This window comes from Leisingera sp. JC1, assembly GCF_001679925.1.
Lineage (GTDB): Bacteria > Pseudomonadota > Alphaproteobacteria > Rhodobacterales > Rhodobacteraceae > Leisingera.
Genome location: NZ_LYUZ01000096.1, coordinates 1 through 15,225 on the forward strand (window position 1 = coordinate 1; position 15,225 = coordinate 15,225).

Here is a 15,225-nt window from a genome sequence, read left to right on the forward strand (position 1 = left end):
GGACCGACTGTTGCACCATGCCGTTGTGGTCCAGATCGAGGGCGCCAGCTACCGGTTGCGCAAACATGCTGACCTGATCCCCGAGCACACCCGCGCCCATGCCAACATTGCACCGCCGCTCCCGCCGAAACGGCGCGGCCGGCCACCAAAAAACGGAGGTGCCGATCACCATCGCGGCTGATCGCCGAACCCGCGAGGTGGGGAAATTTGCGCCAGCACTTCCGGGGAAATTCAATCCAGCATTTACATTGATCGGCAAATCGGAGAAAACCCGTGGCTTGGGGCTCAACGCTCTGCTCTCGTTCTCAGAGAACTGCGCCGTTAAGATCACGGTGCGAACCCAGAAGCGTATCTGGTCGCAAGTAAATCATTTCCTCGAGTGGTGCGTCTACGAGGGTCATCTGGAAGCCAATCCCTTCAAATCGGTTCTGTTCGACCAGAAGATCAAGCCTCGGCCCTATGCGGTTTTGACGGATCAGGAGGTGGTCCAACTGCTGCGGGTTCAGGACCCTGATCTGCATCCTGCTTTGGTAACGTGCTTGCTGACCGGGATGCGGGCGGGGGAAGCGGCGGGACTGCTTCGGGAAGACCTCGTAACCAAGGGCAATCTCGGGACGTTCATCCACGTTCGCCCCAATGAGCTGCGCCTGCTGAAGACCGATGCTGCGGAGAGACAGGTTCCGGCTCACCCGGTCCTGGATGATCTGTTTCGGGAGTTGCCGGGCCACGGGCCGCTGTTTCCTAACCTGACCGTTAACCGGATCACGAAGGGGTTTGCTGTTCTTCGTCGGCAGCTGAACCTTGAGCGTCCGGGTCTGGTGTTTCACTCGACACGCAAGTGGTTCATCACTAAGTGCGAGCGAACAGGCGTTCCGGAGCATTTCACGGCGTCTCTGGTGGGGCATAAGTCAGCACGGTCAGAGAACGGGATCACCTACGGCATCTATTCCGCAGGGATCAGTGACGAGCAGAAACGATCCATAGTTGACCAAATACGGCTCCCGGTGCCGGGGTGAGACCACCCAACATTGAGGAGTTCGAGGAGAGGGCCGCTATCGCTGAATACGATGGCGGTCTTTCTCGTAGGGCGGCTGAAGATCTGGCGGCCCGGTCGCAGGGCTTCGCTGACGCTGAAGACTACTGGCGTTGGCTGGCCGAATACGTGCTGACCCGCAAGATACCGTAGAGACACCCCGGCTGGCTTCGTGCTGGCCGGGGAGCACTCTGCTTTTTTCTTGCGGGGCGAAACTACAAAGCTAAGTACTCAATGAACGTAGCCAGTTTTGGATTTGGCGGGACCCGGGCCTTACCGGCCAAAAACGTCCTGTTTGAGCCTTTCGTATACGCCCATTCCTGGCTTGATTAGGTTTGCAAGGGTCTGCCGTGCGAATGCAGGTGCGTCGTTACCCACTTGTTTTAGAGATAGCAGTTTTTTGGCTTCAACGTAAATGTTACCTGCTGCCTTTTTCAGGTCATCAGCAGGGAAGCCGTTCGCCACAACTTTCTCGATTGCTTTCTCTTTAATGGCTATCAAGTCGGGAGCAAGTTCAGGATGTCCAGCCCAGGAGCATAACTCGCTAAGTACTTCGTCGTCGTAGAGGTAACATTCTAAATGACGCGAACTCAGAACATTTATTCCCTTTGACTTGAAGTCCGCCACATCGTCTGGTGCGTGATCATCCAGATCGATTAGTCGAGAAATCTTTATGCCGCTGGCTATGTTCGGAAGAACAGTAGCAAGGCCAACGAAATCTGACTGGACTTCCTTGGAATTACCCGCCGAGATGAATGTGGTGTCAGGGAAGTCGTCACCGAAGATTTTTTTGTAGATCTGGGCATCATGCTCGGCGTTTTTACCTGCAACTGTGCCTCTCGGATTGCCCTCGCAAATGACTACTTCCGAAGGTGCCACCAAAACGGCCAGATCATCGAGCGCCACGTTAAGCACGCTGGCCCAAAATGAGCGGGTTGGCTTAGATGGATTGAGAACAACAGGCTGATCAAAATCCTTTCCGCCAAAGTCGATAAACACGACCGAGGCCGGATCTGCATAGTATAGCTCTCGCGCTTTCCGCATCATACCTATCGAATGAGACGCAACCCATAACTGGGAGTCACCTGGCAGTAGGTTTACAAGCTCATAAAGCAAAGCAGCTTGCAGTCGTGTGTTCATGTGGGCTTCTGGTTCGTCGATGCAATATATGGCATCCGGATAACTCGTACGCTTTACGACGAAGTCTAGTATCAGATCGAAGGCAGCTTTCTCGCCACCTGAAAGGTTCTTATAGTCAATGCCTTTCGATACGCCCTTATCGAACTGGAAACTGCCTTCTGCAAGTGGGTTGCCGACGCCCACAAAAATAAGATCAGGAAAGAGGCGCATCAATGGTTCGCGGATTTGCCCAATGAGCTTGTCCCGAAAATCGCCAATCGTAGTGCCTGAATCTTCTTTGACGAAAACATCTTCCATCGCTTGAGATGCCAAGCGTTGGTAATTTTTTGAGACTGTCGCGTCAGGGTCGATCAGACGGTTGAGATGAAGTGTGTCCAGAACGTTGTCTTGTTGGGTCAGAGAGCGTGTCGTGAACTCAGGGTCGTTCCGGTAAGCGGTCCTCATGTAGACGGATCCGCGCGTGAGCTTCCCTCCGCAATGGGTCGCGACTTTTATGCGTTGTTTTAGAGCGGCCTCTGCTTCGTCTGACCGATCATAGTACTTCGCGTCTTGGCTCCAGCCTAAGCCAGCATCCATACGGTATTGAAGTAGCAACGAGTCAAACAATGAAGACTTGCCTGAGCCATTCGGACCTGCGAGTACGACCAGCTTGGCTGACTGCGGTATGCCTTGTATCTTGAGGTCCGAGAAGCGACGAAATTTTTTCAATTCTATTTGAGAAACGCGCACGGCACACCTTTTGAAGCAATAAGTTCTGCCATCAATACTATTCATTTCATAGATCAACCATACCCAAGCAATCCCAAATCTTTGGCTCGATGCTTCCAGCTTGAATGTGCTGAACTATTCTTCAGATCGAAGCAGCCGCCAACTCTCGATACCCAGGCCTTCTGCTACGCGGTACAGGTTGTCGATAGAAATGTTCTGCTCTGAACGCTCGACTGCACTCAGATAAGTTCGGTTAAGCCCAGCCTCTGCAGCCAACCTTTCCTGAGACCAGCCACGCTCGGCCCGAAACAACCTCATGTTTCGCGCAACGATATCTCTGAGTGGGCTTTTCGGTGTGCTCTTCACACTCAATGCTATTGCGCACTGATGGTTTTAGCTCTACCGGTTTTAAGAGACATTCAGAGCAAGAAGCACTGCCATCTAGCCTTGATCATCTCAACACATACGACGGTCGGAAGGCTTGGAGCCGCTTCAAAACTACGCGGCGCTAAACGGTGGGAAAGTGGGCAGATTCACGTATCGATCCAACATTGAATGAGGAAACTGATGGGAAGCACATTTAAGAAAACGTTCTTGGTCGGCTTGGTGGGTTGTCTTGCTTGGTTCTGGTACGTCGTTCTGTTCCCGGCAAATGAAACGGTGGACGCTGCTGGTGCTTGGGCGGTGGCTTTTACGGTGATCGGTCTGGCTGGCTGGTTGTTCGAGAAAGCACAGACGAGTGGTCAAACGTCTAAGGCTGCGGAAGGAGCTTCGACGGATACCGGAGAGGTCGCTGCCAGCATCAAGGCATTGGCAAATCTGGATCTTGGTAAGATCAAGCGGAAACACTGGGTTGCAGCAGCAGTTCTAGTGCTAGCGGGTGCTTCTGGCTGGTCCTACATGAGGTCAGCAAAGGAAGCTGACGAGAACTTGGCGTATGCAACTGGGCTTGCCCGAACCAAGTGTGCAAGCTGGATGAACATCGAGTTTAATGGTCGAAATACCCAGCGCCCGGCCAAGGCCACGGGCAGTTGGCAAAAGAACGGGCATATCGTGGTTGAAGTGGTATGGCCGGAGAATTCTTACAGCAAGTCTTTGAACTCCCGGCTATGCGTCTACGATCCAAGCACGGGCCAAATGAGCTCTCCAGGAGCCTTCGGTAGAGGACGCTGGGAGAGGTTCTAACCACCGCGCCACGTCCACGGTCGAAATCAACTGCTAGCGGGCCTCCAGAGGTCTGCTGGCGGGTCGTTAGTTACCGAGTTGCCCCAGGCTTCACTACGTTTCGCCCCAGGAACTGCCCCAGATTTGCTAGCGGTTCGGCTAAGGCGATGAAGCGGATCGGGACGCAAGGCTTCCTACCACCCCAGCCATCGGCCTCTTACACAACAATCTAAGGCACTCCCGGGACCCGTAGCACCCGAAATGCCCCAGTTTTCTGCCCCTGCTGGTTGGCGGGCTGTTAGCGCGGTTTGGGTGGCTGCTTCTGGTGATCGGTTCTGCCCCAACCCCCGACACCCGCTTTCATCTTTTGCGGGTATGTCGGGTGTGCCCCTCCCTAGTTGCGGGAGAGGCGTTAGCTTGGTTTCGGTCAAATCATTGCATCTCCATGAGAAGCAGAAGGTTCTGGAAACGACAATGCTGAATCGGAAAGCAAAAATCGTGATGAGATCCACGCGTCGAGTAAATCAGTATTAATCGTTAGCGGTCTCTAGCCAGAACCACCCGGAATCTGAGGACTAGTTCGTCCTGCGCCATGCCATCGGCTTGCGTAGTGCGTCTACCTGTTTCGGGATCCCAAAACTAAATCGTCAACCCTCCTTAGGGGGGAGTGTGCTTTGTGCAAGGAGTAATGCATGAAAGTGAATGAACAGGCTGTTGATGGCATGTCGGAAACCGATGAGCGTCAGCTACGTAGAAGAAGTACCGGCAGGCGCCGCCAGAAGGCAGGAGGCAGCGAGGAGGCGATGCCGCCCGCGACCACTGAAGCGGAAGTGGTTGAAGACCCCAAAGATCAGCCAGGAGAGGAAAATCAACATGAGATAGCGAAGGCAGCCTTGTGCAAGGACCTCGCGAGCAAGTTCGTCCGGAAAGAGGGGCGCTTCTATCGGATTGAGGACCCGAGTAGCTCCATGTCAGCAACGGACCTGAAGCGTGTCTATGCTGTCGATCTCCCGTATACCTTTCCGGACATCGAGATGACCGACGAGCTTTGGCGTGATGTGGTTCAGCATGCCGTGGAGAAGGTTCATTCTGACCGTTCTCAGACGATTGCAGTCTGGGATGGCAGAGTGGAGTGCAATCCGGGTCTGTCTGAAGGGGTGATCTGGCATAAGGGGTCAGCAACGATCAACTCATGGATAACGCCAGCGTACCGGAATCTTGACATCCAGGAGACCGATAGCGCCCTGTTCGATGAGCTGCTTGAGCGGATCTTCGTGCAACCTACCGATCGGGTCTACTTCAAAGATTGGCTATCTGCGGGCATTCAGAACGAGCATCTGAAGCCTGTGTGGGCGTTCTTGCTGTATTCCCAGAACAAGGGAACCGGTAAGAGCACACTTCTGCAGACTGCAGCCCAGCTCTACGGCGCCAAGAACTCTATAACGGTCAATGGCATTCAGAAGCTGACGTCTAGGTTCAACCAAACCCTGATGTCCAAGAAGTTTGTCGGCTGCGAAGAGGTCAAGCTGAGGCCTGGCACGGACGCGGGCAATGCCATCAAGGCTCTGATCACCGAAAACAATGTCGCTGTAGAAGGGAAAGGAAAGGAGGTCACTCAAGTAAACAACGTCACTGCTTATGTGATGACCACGAACCACTATCCACACTGGATCGAGCCTGACGATCGCCGTTGGTATGTTGCTGACGCCAATCACTCAGGTCATGCCTCCGGTCCAGACGCGGAGGACTTCCAGTCCTTCATGACCCATTTCCACGAGCAGATGTCTCGGCGGGAAGTGCTGGCTCGTCTGTATAACGCCCTTCTGGAGCACAGGCAGTCGAACAGCTTTAACCCGCGGTCGATGAACATGGCGGCAATTGATACCCCTATCATGCGGCGTCTAGCGGCGGGTGCTGGGGAAGTGCTGCAGCAGGAGCTTGTTGAACTTCTCGCTGGCCGGGAGTTGCGCGCCGTTGCTCAGACGACATTGCGCAAGCTGTTCACCGTGGAGCTAAAGGCTAACCCGAACCGTATCACTCACTTCATGAATGAGCTCGGTTGGCATGCTGAAAAGGTCAAATGGGGAGGAGCTGACTATGCCCGCGCGGTGTGGGTTCATCCCGATTACCAGGTCGCACATGGCCGGGTGATTGGGCCGAATGGCTACGATCAGCCAATAGATAAAGGTGAAGATGGAGTGGAACTTATATGAGGGCGCCTGTCCGGTTTACCGCACGAGATCGGTCCATGGTTTGGTATCAGGACATCTTGGACAACCACCTGGATCAGGCAATGCTGCGTGTAGGGGAAGTGCTGAACAGCGCTGAAAGAGATGATGACGGTTGCTTGGTTACGCCGACCAAGGAGCCTAGGAAGCTGCGATTCAATGGAGGTCAGGACCGTGCTTATCGGTTTGTTTACTGTATTACTCACCGGCTTGTCGCCACCCGTGATCAGGTCATCAGACATCGGTGCCATAAGAGGTGCTGCGTGAACCCGCGTCATCTAGTCATCGGAGACCGGCGGGACAATCTGATGGATGAGTGGGATCGGCAGGCTAACGGGGTGGACTATCGCCAGCTATAGCCGTGGCTATGCAATGATTTGACCGAAACCAAGCTAACGCCTCTCCCGCAACTAGGGAGGGGCACACCCGACATACCCGCAAAAGATGAAAGCGTCGGGGGTTGGGGCAGAACCGATCACCAGAAGCAGCCACCCAAACCGCGCTAACAGCCCGCCAACCAGCAGGGGCAGAAAACTGGGGCATTTCGGGTGCTACGGGTCCCGGGAGTGCCTTAGATTGTTGTGTAAGAGGCCGATGGCTGGGGTGGTAGGATTCGAACCTACGGTACACGGTACCAAAAACCGCTGCCTTACCACTTGGCTACACCCCATCGGTGAGGCGCTGTCTAAAGTTTGTTGCGGAGGGGTGCAAGAGGGTTTTTGAAAAAAAGTGCAGTTCTTTTTTGGGCCGCGCCTGAAATCTCCATCCGGCCGCATCAGCCGGTGCTGGAGGCACCAAGGGCGGTGGCGCAATATGACGCGTTTTCAAAGTGATAGAGCTGATTGTTGGGTGCCGGGGCAGCCGGTTCGTGAGGCAATGCGCGCGCCGGTTTAGCGCCCGGGACGGGGTGCTGCCCCGGACCGGGGAAGGCTGGCCTCTGGCGGGGCCAGCTGTGGCAAAAGCTTGCTGCAAACGCCGGCAGAAACCCCGCTCAGCTGCCCCAGATTGCCTGCTGATGCGCTTCTTCTCCGCTTTCGAAGATATGCGGCTGGACGCCGCGGCTGGCGAGCTCGCCCTGCATCTTGAGGCGCATGAAAGCGCTGGTGGTATAGTGGGCGATCGAGGCCGAATGGGTCTCCAGCGTCCGGCCGACCGAGGCTGCGTAATCGTCCTGCAGGTCCTCGGCGATGCGGAAGCCGTTCTGGTTCATCACCATGCTGACATCCCGGCCGCTTCTGGCGAAGGCATCCCGCAGCACGCGGTCCAGATCCTCGACGTCCTGCTTCTTGCGGACGCTCCAGCCTTCAAGGTTGAGGAACATGGTGTGGCGGGCGGCGTCATAGGTGACGCGTTCGGAGAGGTTGAGGTTCAACAGGTCGTTCATCAGCCCCATCGGCTCATCCCGGAAGATGCGGGCATCCATCAGGGCGACGTTTTCGATGATTGGCTTGAACTCCATCTGGTCGAGGATGTCGCGCTGCAGGTCGATGCCGGGGGCGATCTCGATCAGTTCCAGTCCCTTGGGCGTCAGTTGCAGCACGCAGCGTTCGGTCACGTAAAGCACTGGCTGCGAGCGTTTGGAGGCGTAAGGCCCGGAGAAGGTGATCTGTTCTATCAGGCGCACGAATTTCTTGTTGCGGCCTTCCTGGACGATGCGCAGTTCGCCGTTTTCCACCGCAACCTTCAGCCCGCCTGCGGTGAACGTGCCGGCAAAGACCACGGCGCGGGAGTTCTGGGAGATATTGATGAAACCGCCGCAGCCGTTCAGGCGGCCGCCGAAGCGGGAGGCGTTGACGCTGCCCTCTGCGTCGCATTCGGCCATACCGAGGCAGGTGAGGTCAAGCCCGCCGCCGTCGTAGAAGTCGAACATCTGGTTCTGGTCGATGATGGCGTCGGCATTGGCGGAGGAGCCGAAACTGGAGCCACCCGCCAGCACCCCGCCAACCGCACCGGCCTCGGTGGTGAGGGTGATATAGGGGGTGGCTTTTTCCTCATTTGCCACAGCCGCAACTCCATCGGGCGCGCCGACGCCTAGATTCACGGCGCCGTTGGGCGGCAGTTCAAAGGCGGCGCGGCGGGCGATGATCTTGCGCTGGTCCAGCGGCATCTTGGCGATGCCCTCGACCGGCACCCGGATTTCGCCGGACAGCGCGGGATTATGCTGCACGCCGTAATTCATCCTGTGCATTTCCGGATCATCTGCGACGCAGACACAGTCTACCAGCAGGCCGGGGATCTTCACGTCCTTGGGTTTGATCGAGCCATCCTCGACGATGCGTTCCACCTGGGCGATGACGATGCCGCCGTTGTTGTGGGCCGCCATTGCCTGGGCCAGGCAGTCCAGCGTCAGCGCCTCGCGCTCCATGCTGATATTGCCGGATCGGTCGGCGCTGGTGCCGCGGATGAAAGCGACGTCGATCTTGGTGGCCTTGTAGAACAGCCATTCCTCGCCATCGACTTCGTGGTAGCGGACGATGTCCTCCTCGGTCACCTTGTTGACCTTGCCGCCGCCGTGGCGCGGGTCGACATAGGTGTGCAGGCCGACCTTGGAGAACAGGCCGGGCTGGCCGGCGGCGCAGGCGCGGTAGAGCTGCGAGATCACCCCCTGGGGCAGGTTGTAGCCGCAGATCTTGTTCTCCTGCGCGGCCTGGGCGACCTTGGGCATGCGGCCGAAGTTGCCGGCAATCACCCGGCGCAAGAGGCCGTCGTGATGCAGCCGCCCGGTGCCCAGTCCCTTACTGTCGCCGGCGCCTGCGCACATGATCAGAGTAAGGTCGCGGGGGGCGCCTTCTGCCAGGAAGCGTTTCTCCAGCGCGGCGTGCAGCATTTCCGGGATGCAGCTTTGGACAAAGCCGGTGGTGGTCACGACGTCGCCGTCACGGATCAGCGCCATCGCCTGTTCGGTGGTAGTTGTCTTGTCTTTCATGGCGGCGCTTCCTCCCCGATGCCGGTTGCCCTCCGCGGGGGCTTTGCAGCCGCACGGAAATCTGGTCAGGGATGTTAGGCGGGTGCCGCGGCGCTGCTGTCCTTTGATTGCGTCAGCGGACAGGGGAGTTACGACATCGCGCCGGGCGGTGCGATGCTGAAGTTTCCGATTGGCGGCAGTGTTTTCCAGATTGGGGCTGCCTGTATACTGCGGCCGGCTGAAATAGGCGGAAAAAGGCTTGCACCCGCTGCTGGCAACAGAGCTTGGAGAACCCATAGCTGGGCGTAAAACAGGGGATTGCCGGCCTTGCGCCTGTGCGGACCCGCAGCGCCGGAGAGAGCTTTTAAAACGCAGGCCGTGTCAGCGAAAACGTCAGGCTTGTTTAGCGGGGAGTTGGGCTGTGTTCTCTGTCCAGCAAGCGATCTGCTCCAGCAGTTCTTTCTTGCGAACCGGCTTGGACAGGAACCCAGACATTCCGGCGGCGCGGCAGGCCGCTTCGTCCGTGCTCAGCACATTTGCCGTGAGGGCCAGAATAGGGCAGGCCGGGCGGTTGTTCTCCTGCTCCCAGGCGCGCAGGCGCCGGGTGGCTTCCAGCCCGTCCATCACCGGCATCGACATGTCCATCAGCACCAGGTCGAAGCTTTGCGCGGCAAAGGTGCTGAGCGCCTCCTGGCCGTTGCTGCAGATGGTCAGGCTGATGCCGGTCGGGGCCAGCATTTTCCTTAGGACCAGTTGATTGGTGCGGTTGTCCTCTGCTGCAAGAACCCGCAGGTGGCCGAAACTGTCCCCGGTTAACTCAGCAGCAGCCGGCTGGCTAGCGGCTGGAAGGAGCGGACTGTTCAAGGCGTCCAGCAACGTGCGCAGCAGAAGTTTGCCGCGGGCGGGCTTCAAGAGCACGTGCACGGTTTTGCAGCTTTTGAGCACCTGGTAGTCGGCCAGCAGCTGGCCGCCGGTGCAATACACGATGGGCAGTTCCCGGCAGCCCGGCAGCGCGTGCAGCTCTTGGCAGAAGGCTCTGGCCTGCTCCAGCGGCAGGCTGGTTTCCACCAGCACCAGATCCGGCCGGCGCTGCTCTGCCGTCATCGCGGTGACCTGAGCCAGCAGGTCTTCCAGGCTGGAGGGGGCAAGCGTTTCCGCACCCCAATAGTCAAGCTGGCGCATCCGCACTTCACGGGAGAAGGGCAGATCCGCAACCACCGCCACGCGGGTTCCTGCCAGCGGTTGCGCCCGCGGTGCCGCCGGGACGGCGACAGGCAGCGTCAGGCAGACGGTAAAACAGGACCCTTTGCCGACTTCTGAGACGACATCAATCCGGCCGCCCATTGCCTGTGCCAGCCGCGAGGAAATTGCCAGCCCGAGCCCGGTGCCTTCGAAGCGGCGGGCGTTGGTGCTTTCGACCTGTTCGAAGGCGTGAAAGATCTGGCCCAAGCTGTCCTGGGGGATACCGACCCCGGTATCGCGGACGTCAATGCACAAAGGAATCCTGTGGCTGGCATCGTAGTTGAGGGTGATGCTGATGAAACCGCGCATGGTGAACTTGATGGCGTTGCCAACGAGGTTCATCAGGATCTGCCGCACCCGGCCGCTGTCGCCGCAGAATACAGCCGGGGTGCCTTCGGGGATGTCGATGCAGATCTCTACACCCTTGGCAGTGGCACTGGGAGACATCAGTGCAGCCACGTCATAAATCACGTCGCGCAGGTTGAAGGGCTGCTCCAGCATCTGTGTCTTGCCGGCCTCGAGCTTGGAGAAGTCGAGGATGTCGTTGACAATGCGCAGCAGCGCCTCTGAGGAGGTCAGGATAGTGTTGGCACAGGATTGCTGTTCAGATGTCAGGCTGGTCTCGCTGAGCACTTCCGCCATGCCAAGCACGCCATTGATCGGGGTGCGGATTTCATGGCTCATGGTGGCCAGAAAGCGGGACTTGGTCTCAGTTGCCGCTTCAGCTCTTGCTTTCTCCTGCATCAGATTGTCGGCGATCCGTTTCTTCTCTTGAAGACTGATTTCAAGAGTGTCGAGAGCGGTGAACATGGCGGCAATCTCGTCATCGCCGACCGGTGCCGCGGGCTGTTCGCGGCTGGCGAGCCGCCGCAGCTGCTGGGCTGCCAGCTGGATTGCCGCCGAGAAGCTGCGTGCCCTGCGCATGGAAAACATCAAGGCTGCGGCCATCAGCAGGGCGGTTCCGGTCAATCCCAGAACCAGGATGCGGGTCAGCGCCTGGTTGGTTTCTGCAACGGCCTGTTCCGCATGTTGCGCGGCCATCGACGTTACGATTGCGGCCTGACGGGTTACGGCCTCACTGCTCATGACCAATGCGCTGAGTGTGGGGATTTCCTGTTCGGGTTTGATGCCCAGGAGCACAACAGCCTTGACGCACCATACCGACAGGGCCGTGTCCAGCGCCCGGACTTCCGCCCGCAGCGGTGCGGACAGCGGCAGCTCCGTCAGCGCGGCAAGTTCCCTGTTGATTGCATTCAGGTAGCTCTGGAATTGCCTGGCCACATCCTCTTGCGGGATCAGCCGGGTCATTGCCAGCACATCCTGAGCATAGTCTTCGGCGGCGGTTATGCCCGATGTGACGCTGCTGATGCGCCGGATAACTTCCAGCGACGATTCCAGTGCGGCGTCCTTGCGGGCGGATGCAAAGACGGCCATGCCCCCGACGAGGAGCGCCGCGAACAAGGCTGCTCCTGCGATGACCAGTACCGGCAGCACGATGGACCGTTTGATGTTCATGCGTGATGTCCCTCAGCCGTGCGCATCAGTTGGCCGGCAGGATTGGGGTTGGCACGTTGGTCCCGGTGTCCGTCAGCGTTGCCAGGAAAGCGATGAGATCCTCAGTGTCGCCTTCTTCCAGGCTGAAACCTTCGATGTCTGAAGTTCTGGCAATTCCTGCGTTGCCGCCAGCGGAATAGTGGCGGATCACCTCTTCCAGGGAAATCAAAGTGCCATCATGCATGAAGGGCGCCCGCAGCACGATATTGCGCAGGCCCGGGGTTTTGAAACGGAAGTTCTGGCCGGGGTCGGGTGGAACCAGACCGCCGCCGCCCAGATCACTGGTCGGCAGGCCGATGTCATGCATCTGGTTGTCGGTGAACATCCAGCCGGTGTGGCACGATGCGCAGTTCGCTTTGCCGGTGAAGAGAGCAAAGCCGCGTTTGGCGGCGTCGGATACGGCCGTTTCATCACCTTCCACCCAGCGGTCGAAACTGGCGACACCGCTGACGATTGTCCGCTGGTACATGGCTAACGCCTTCAGCACGCTTTCCTTGCGGATGCCTTGGCCCGGGAACAGGCGGTCGAACCAGATTCTGTAATCCTCAACCGCGGACAGCCGTTCGGTGATCCCTTCAAATGTGGCGTTCATTTCATCCGGGGCTGTGATCGGCGCGGCGGCCTGTTCTTCCAGGCTTGTGGCGCGCCCGTCCCAGAACAGCGGCGTGATCCACGCGGCATTCAGGATCGTCGGTGTGTGACGGCGGATCGGCGTGCCGGCAGCACCTCTGGCCTTGGGCACCGGAACTTCCCACCCGAAAGAGGGGCTGTGGCAACTGGAACAGCTGATATTCTGGCCGCCGGAAAGGCGCGGATCAAAGAACAGCATTTTGCCAAGGGTGGCAATTTCGCGGTTGTAGGGAGCGTCTTCGGGAAAGGGCACGGTTTGCGGGCGCTGGAACGCTTCAAGCCCGGCCGCCTGGGCCAGGCTTTGGAAAGTCCAAAATAGCAGCGGTGCCAGGACAGCAGCTTTCCACCGCATTCAGGACCTCCTCCTCGTTTCCCGCAACCTTGTTAACCGGAAAGCCATCATCTGAGAAGGCCGTTAAGATATCGTGAGCTGTGCTCTGTCGGCTGCGGTTTATGACGCAGCCGGAGCGGGCTTGCCGGAGACTTTCTTGGGGCCAAGCCGCCGGGTGACAAGCCAAGGGCCGGCTTTCAGCACCATCAGCGCGAACCCGGCGGTCCAAAGTATAGCGGAGAGCGCGATCCCATCCAGTCCTGCAGTCAGTCCGCTACTGCCGGCAACGCGCGCTGCGGCAGCACCCAGCAGCAGCATGAAGGCTAGGGACAGGGCAGGGCCGGCAGCCAGCGGCCGGCCGCTATGGCCCATGGTGGCGCGCATCATCACCGCCAGAGTCATGCCGCCGATGGCACCAATGCCAAGTATATGTGCCGCCGCAGCCGGTTCCAGCAATCCATAGGGGACGCCGGCTGCTGCGATCAGCCCGGCAGGCACCAGCGCATAGGCCAGGTGCAGCATCAGCAGCAACGGATCCGGCAGGGTCGCCAGGCTGCGCCAGCGCGCCAGCCGCACCGCGTGCAGCACACCAGCCGCCAGCAGCAGAGCACCGCTGACTGCGGCCCAGGGCGCGGCGGTCCAGGCCAGCAGGGCCGCCGCGCCGCTAACCAGCGTGACTGCGTCGAATTTTCCGAAGGGCACCGGCATTTTTTCTGCACCGTGTCTGGCCAGCCAGTTGCGGGTGAAGCTGGGAATGATCCGGCCGCCAATCAGCATGATCAGGAAGATTAGCACTGCAATGCCCAGACGGCGCGAGACATCTGCCGCACCTTCGGTCATGGCCTCGATGTGGAAACAGGCGTTGGCGATGCCCAGCAGAGTGACAGGCACCAGGACCTTGAGGTTGCGCCAGTTCTCACCAGCGATGATCTCACGTGCGATCATGGCAATCACAGCGGCCAGGAAGGCACAGTCCACGACCATCACCCCCAGCGCGGGCAGCCCCAGCCAGCCCGCCGCCGCGAGCCGGCCCAGCAGCCACAGGCCGGACAGCAGCGCCAGCGGCAGCCCGCGTGCAGGCATCCGGCCGGTCCAGTTCGGCACTGCGGTGAACAGGAACCCTGCCACCACGGCGGCGCCGTATCCGAAGATCATTTCGTGGATGTGCCAGTCGGTTGCAAGGAACGGGCCGGAATACTCCAGAGTGCCGCGCCAGATCAGCAGCCAGGCAGGGATTGCCACCAGTGCAAACAGGCAGGCACCCAGAAAGAACGGCCGGAAGCCGAAGGAAAAGAGAACAGGTCCAGTGTAGTCGGTTCGCGCAGCCATCACGGCCTCCCAGCGTCCTGGCAGATGAAAGGCGGGCGGCACTGGTCAGGTGCCGCCCGCCGGTCCGGCGCAAGGGACGCAATCTTTTGCCGGACCCCGTGGATCAGCACCGGCGGGCAGGGGAGAGGGAGGCTCCCCGGATCCGGATTTCCGATTTTCCCGCACGGTTGTTTCCTCCGGCGTCACTATGCGATAACGGCAGAGCGACCTCTTTGTCCTTCAGCAAACTTGCGGTGCATTCTTGTCCAAGCTCGATGAAAGCCTTCTGACCGGGCTGCCGCCCTTCAGCCTCCTGGAGCGCAGCCAGATCCGTGAAATCCTCGATCAGGCGCTGCCCAAGCGGTATGACGAGGGAGCGGAGATTTTTCACGAAGGCCATGACGCAGAGCGGTTCCATCTGCTTTTGGACGGCTACATCCGGGTGGTGAAAACCACCGAGGGCGGCGAGCAGATCATCGCGCTGCACATTTCCCCCGGCCAGCTGTTCGGTATTGCGCCTGCCCTGAACCGGGACACCTATCCGGCGACCGCTGTGGCGGCCTCGGAATCATTGGCGCTGTCCTGGCCGGTGCGGTTGTGGGGGGAGTTCACCGCCAACTACCAAGGCTTTGCCACGGAGAGCTACAACACCCTGGGCCAGCGGCTGGGGGAGATGCAGACCCGCATCACCGAACTGGCCACACAGGCGGTGGAGCAGCGGGTGGCGGCGGCGCTGTTGCGGATGGTGACCCAATCGGGCCGCAAGGTGGAGGAGGGGATCGAGATCGCCTTCCCGGTGACCCGACGCAATATTTCCGAGATGACCGGCACCACGCTGCACACCGTGAGCCGCCTGCTGTCGGCCTGGGAAAAGGACGGTATCGTGCACTCCACCCGCAAGCACATTGTGGTTACGGCCCCGCACAGGCTGGTGGTTCTGAGCGGGGCGCAAGGCTAGGGGGACAGGCCCCTCGCATCATCT

General features: G+C 59.1%; 11 protein-coding genes, 1 tRNA gene and 1 pseudogene. 6 read left to right on the forward strand and 7 right to left on the reverse strand.

All coding sequences use genetic code 11. The features are described from left to right. The 3 genes and pseudogenes from A9D60_RS26870 to A9D60_RS26620 all read left to right on the forward strand — a co-directional run. Positions 1-181, forward strand: a pseudogene (locus tag A9D60_RS26870) (AAA family ATPase); the annotation flags it as partial. Beyond that, positions 159-1,016: a tyrosine-type recombinase/integrase gene (locus tag A9D60_RS14555; RefSeq protein WP_254656701.1), complete on the forward strand. Its 858-nt coding sequence runs from the start codon at positions 159-161 to the stop codon at positions 1,014-1,016. The pseudogene A9D60_RS26870 and the gene A9D60_RS14555, both read left to right, overlap by 23 nt. Continuing rightward, positions 1,013-1,186 carry a hypothetical protein gene (locus A9D60_RS26620; protein WP_175392967.1) on the forward strand — a complete coding sequence of 58 codons (174 nt, stop codon included), beginning with the start codon at positions 1,013-1,015 and terminating at the stop codon, positions 1,184-1,186. Before A9D60_RS14555 ends, A9D60_RS26620 begins: the two co-directional genes overlap by 4 nt. A 120-nt stretch (positions 1,187-1,306) precedes the next feature. Here the strand turns inward: A9D60_RS26620 and A9D60_RS14560 are convergent, their stop codons facing one another. Both A9D60_RS14560 and A9D60_RS25540 read right to left on the reverse strand, forming a co-directional pair. Next, positions 1,307-2,947, reverse strand: coding sequence for an AAA family ATPase (locus tag A9D60_RS14560; RefSeq protein WP_083194212.1), 1,641 nt, complete (start codon positions 2,945-2,947; stop codon positions 1,307-1,309). 69 nt (positions 2,948-3,016) lie between these two features. Beyond that, entirely contained in the window at positions 3,017-3,199 is a 183-nt protein-coding gene (locus tag A9D60_RS25540) for a helix-turn-helix domain-containing protein (protein WP_254656702.1), read from the reverse strand. Positions 3,200-3,448: 249 nt separating this feature from the next. Here A9D60_RS25540 and A9D60_RS14565 point away from each other — a divergent pair, with 249 nt between their 5' ends. Continuing rightward, positions 3,449-4,066, forward strand: a complete 618-nt coding sequence (locus A9D60_RS14565; protein WP_065268264.1) for a hypothetical protein — start codon at positions 3,449-3,451, stop codon at positions 4,064-4,066. 671 nt (positions 4,067-4,737) lie between these two features. Further along, positions 4,738-6,258 carry a primase-helicase family protein gene (locus tag A9D60_RS14570; protein ID WP_065268265.1) on the forward strand — a complete coding sequence of 507 codons (1,521 nt, stop codon included), beginning with the start codon at positions 4,738-4,740 and terminating at the stop codon, positions 6,256-6,258. Positions 6,259-6,868: 610 nt separating this feature from the next. Here A9D60_RS14570 and A9D60_RS14580 read toward each other — a convergent pair. The 5 genes from A9D60_RS14580 to A9D60_RS14600 form a co-directional block, all read right to left on the reverse strand. Further along, positions 6,869-6,943 (reverse strand) — tRNA-Gln (locus A9D60_RS14580). Between the two features lie 321 nt (positions 6,944-7,264). Next, the gene (locus A9D60_RS14585; protein ID WP_065268267.1) at positions 7,265-9,199 is read right to left on the reverse strand and encodes an acyl CoA:acetate/3-ketoacid CoA transferase; all 1,935 of its coding nucleotides are present in this window, start codon (positions 9,197-9,199) and stop codon (positions 7,265-7,267) included. A gap of 372 nt (positions 9,200-9,571) precedes the next feature. Continuing rightward, the gene (locus A9D60_RS14590; protein ID WP_065268268.1) at positions 9,572-11,935 is read right to left on the reverse strand and encodes a response regulator; all 2,364 of its coding nucleotides are present in this window, start codon (positions 11,933-11,935) and stop codon (positions 9,572-9,574) included. A gap of 25 nt (positions 11,936-11,960) precedes the next feature. Further along, positions 11,961-12,956 (reverse strand): cytochrome-c peroxidase, encoded by a 996-nt coding sequence (locus A9D60_RS14595; RefSeq protein WP_083194211.1) that lies wholly within the window; start codon positions 12,954-12,956, stop codon positions 11,961-11,963. Positions 12,957-13,055: 99 nt separating this feature from the next. Next, on the reverse strand, positions 13,056-14,264 hold the full coding sequence (locus A9D60_RS14600; RefSeq protein WP_065268269.1) for an NnrS family protein: 1,209 nt from the start codon (positions 14,262-14,264) through the stop codon (positions 13,056-13,058). Between the two features lie 241 nt (positions 14,265-14,505). On the opposite strand from A9D60_RS14600, the gene A9D60_RS14605 reads away from it, so the two are divergent. Continuing rightward, entirely contained in the window at positions 14,506-15,201 is a 696-nt protein-coding gene (locus A9D60_RS14605; protein ID WP_065268270.1) for a Crp/Fnr family transcriptional regulator, read from the forward strand. Positions 15,202-15,225: the final 24 nt, after the last annotated feature.

Coding starts and splice junctions, on each gene's coding strand:
- A9D60_RS14560 (WP_083194212.1), bottom strand. CDS start 2,947: ATGAATAGTATTGATGGCAGAACTTATTGCTTCAAAAGGTGTGCCGTG.
- A9D60_RS25540 (WP_254656702.1), bottom strand. CDS start 3,199: ATGAGGTTGTTTCGGGCCGAGCGTGGCTGGTCTCAGGAAAGGTTGGCT.
- A9D60_RS14565 (WP_065268264.1), top strand. CDS start 3,449: ATGGGAAGCACATTTAAGAAAACGTTCTTGGTCGGCTTGGTGGGTTGT.
- A9D60_RS14570 (WP_065268265.1), top strand. CDS start 4,738: ATGAAAGTGAATGAACAGGCTGTTGATGGCATGTCGGAAACCGATGAG.
- A9D60_RS14585 (WP_065268267.1), bottom strand. CDS start 9,199: ATGAAAGACAAGACAACTACCACCGAACAGGCGATGGCGCTGATCCGT.
- A9D60_RS14590 (WP_065268268.1), bottom strand. CDS start 11,935: ATGAACATCAAACGGTCCATCGTGCTGCCGGTACTGGTCATCGCAGGA.
- A9D60_RS14595 (WP_083194211.1), bottom strand. CDS start 12,956: ATGCGGTGGAAAGCTGCTGTCCTGGCACCGCTGCTATTTTGGACTTTC.
- A9D60_RS14600 (WP_065268269.1), bottom strand. CDS start 14,264: ATGGCTGCGCGAACCGACTACACTGGACCTGTTCTCTTTTCCTTCGGC.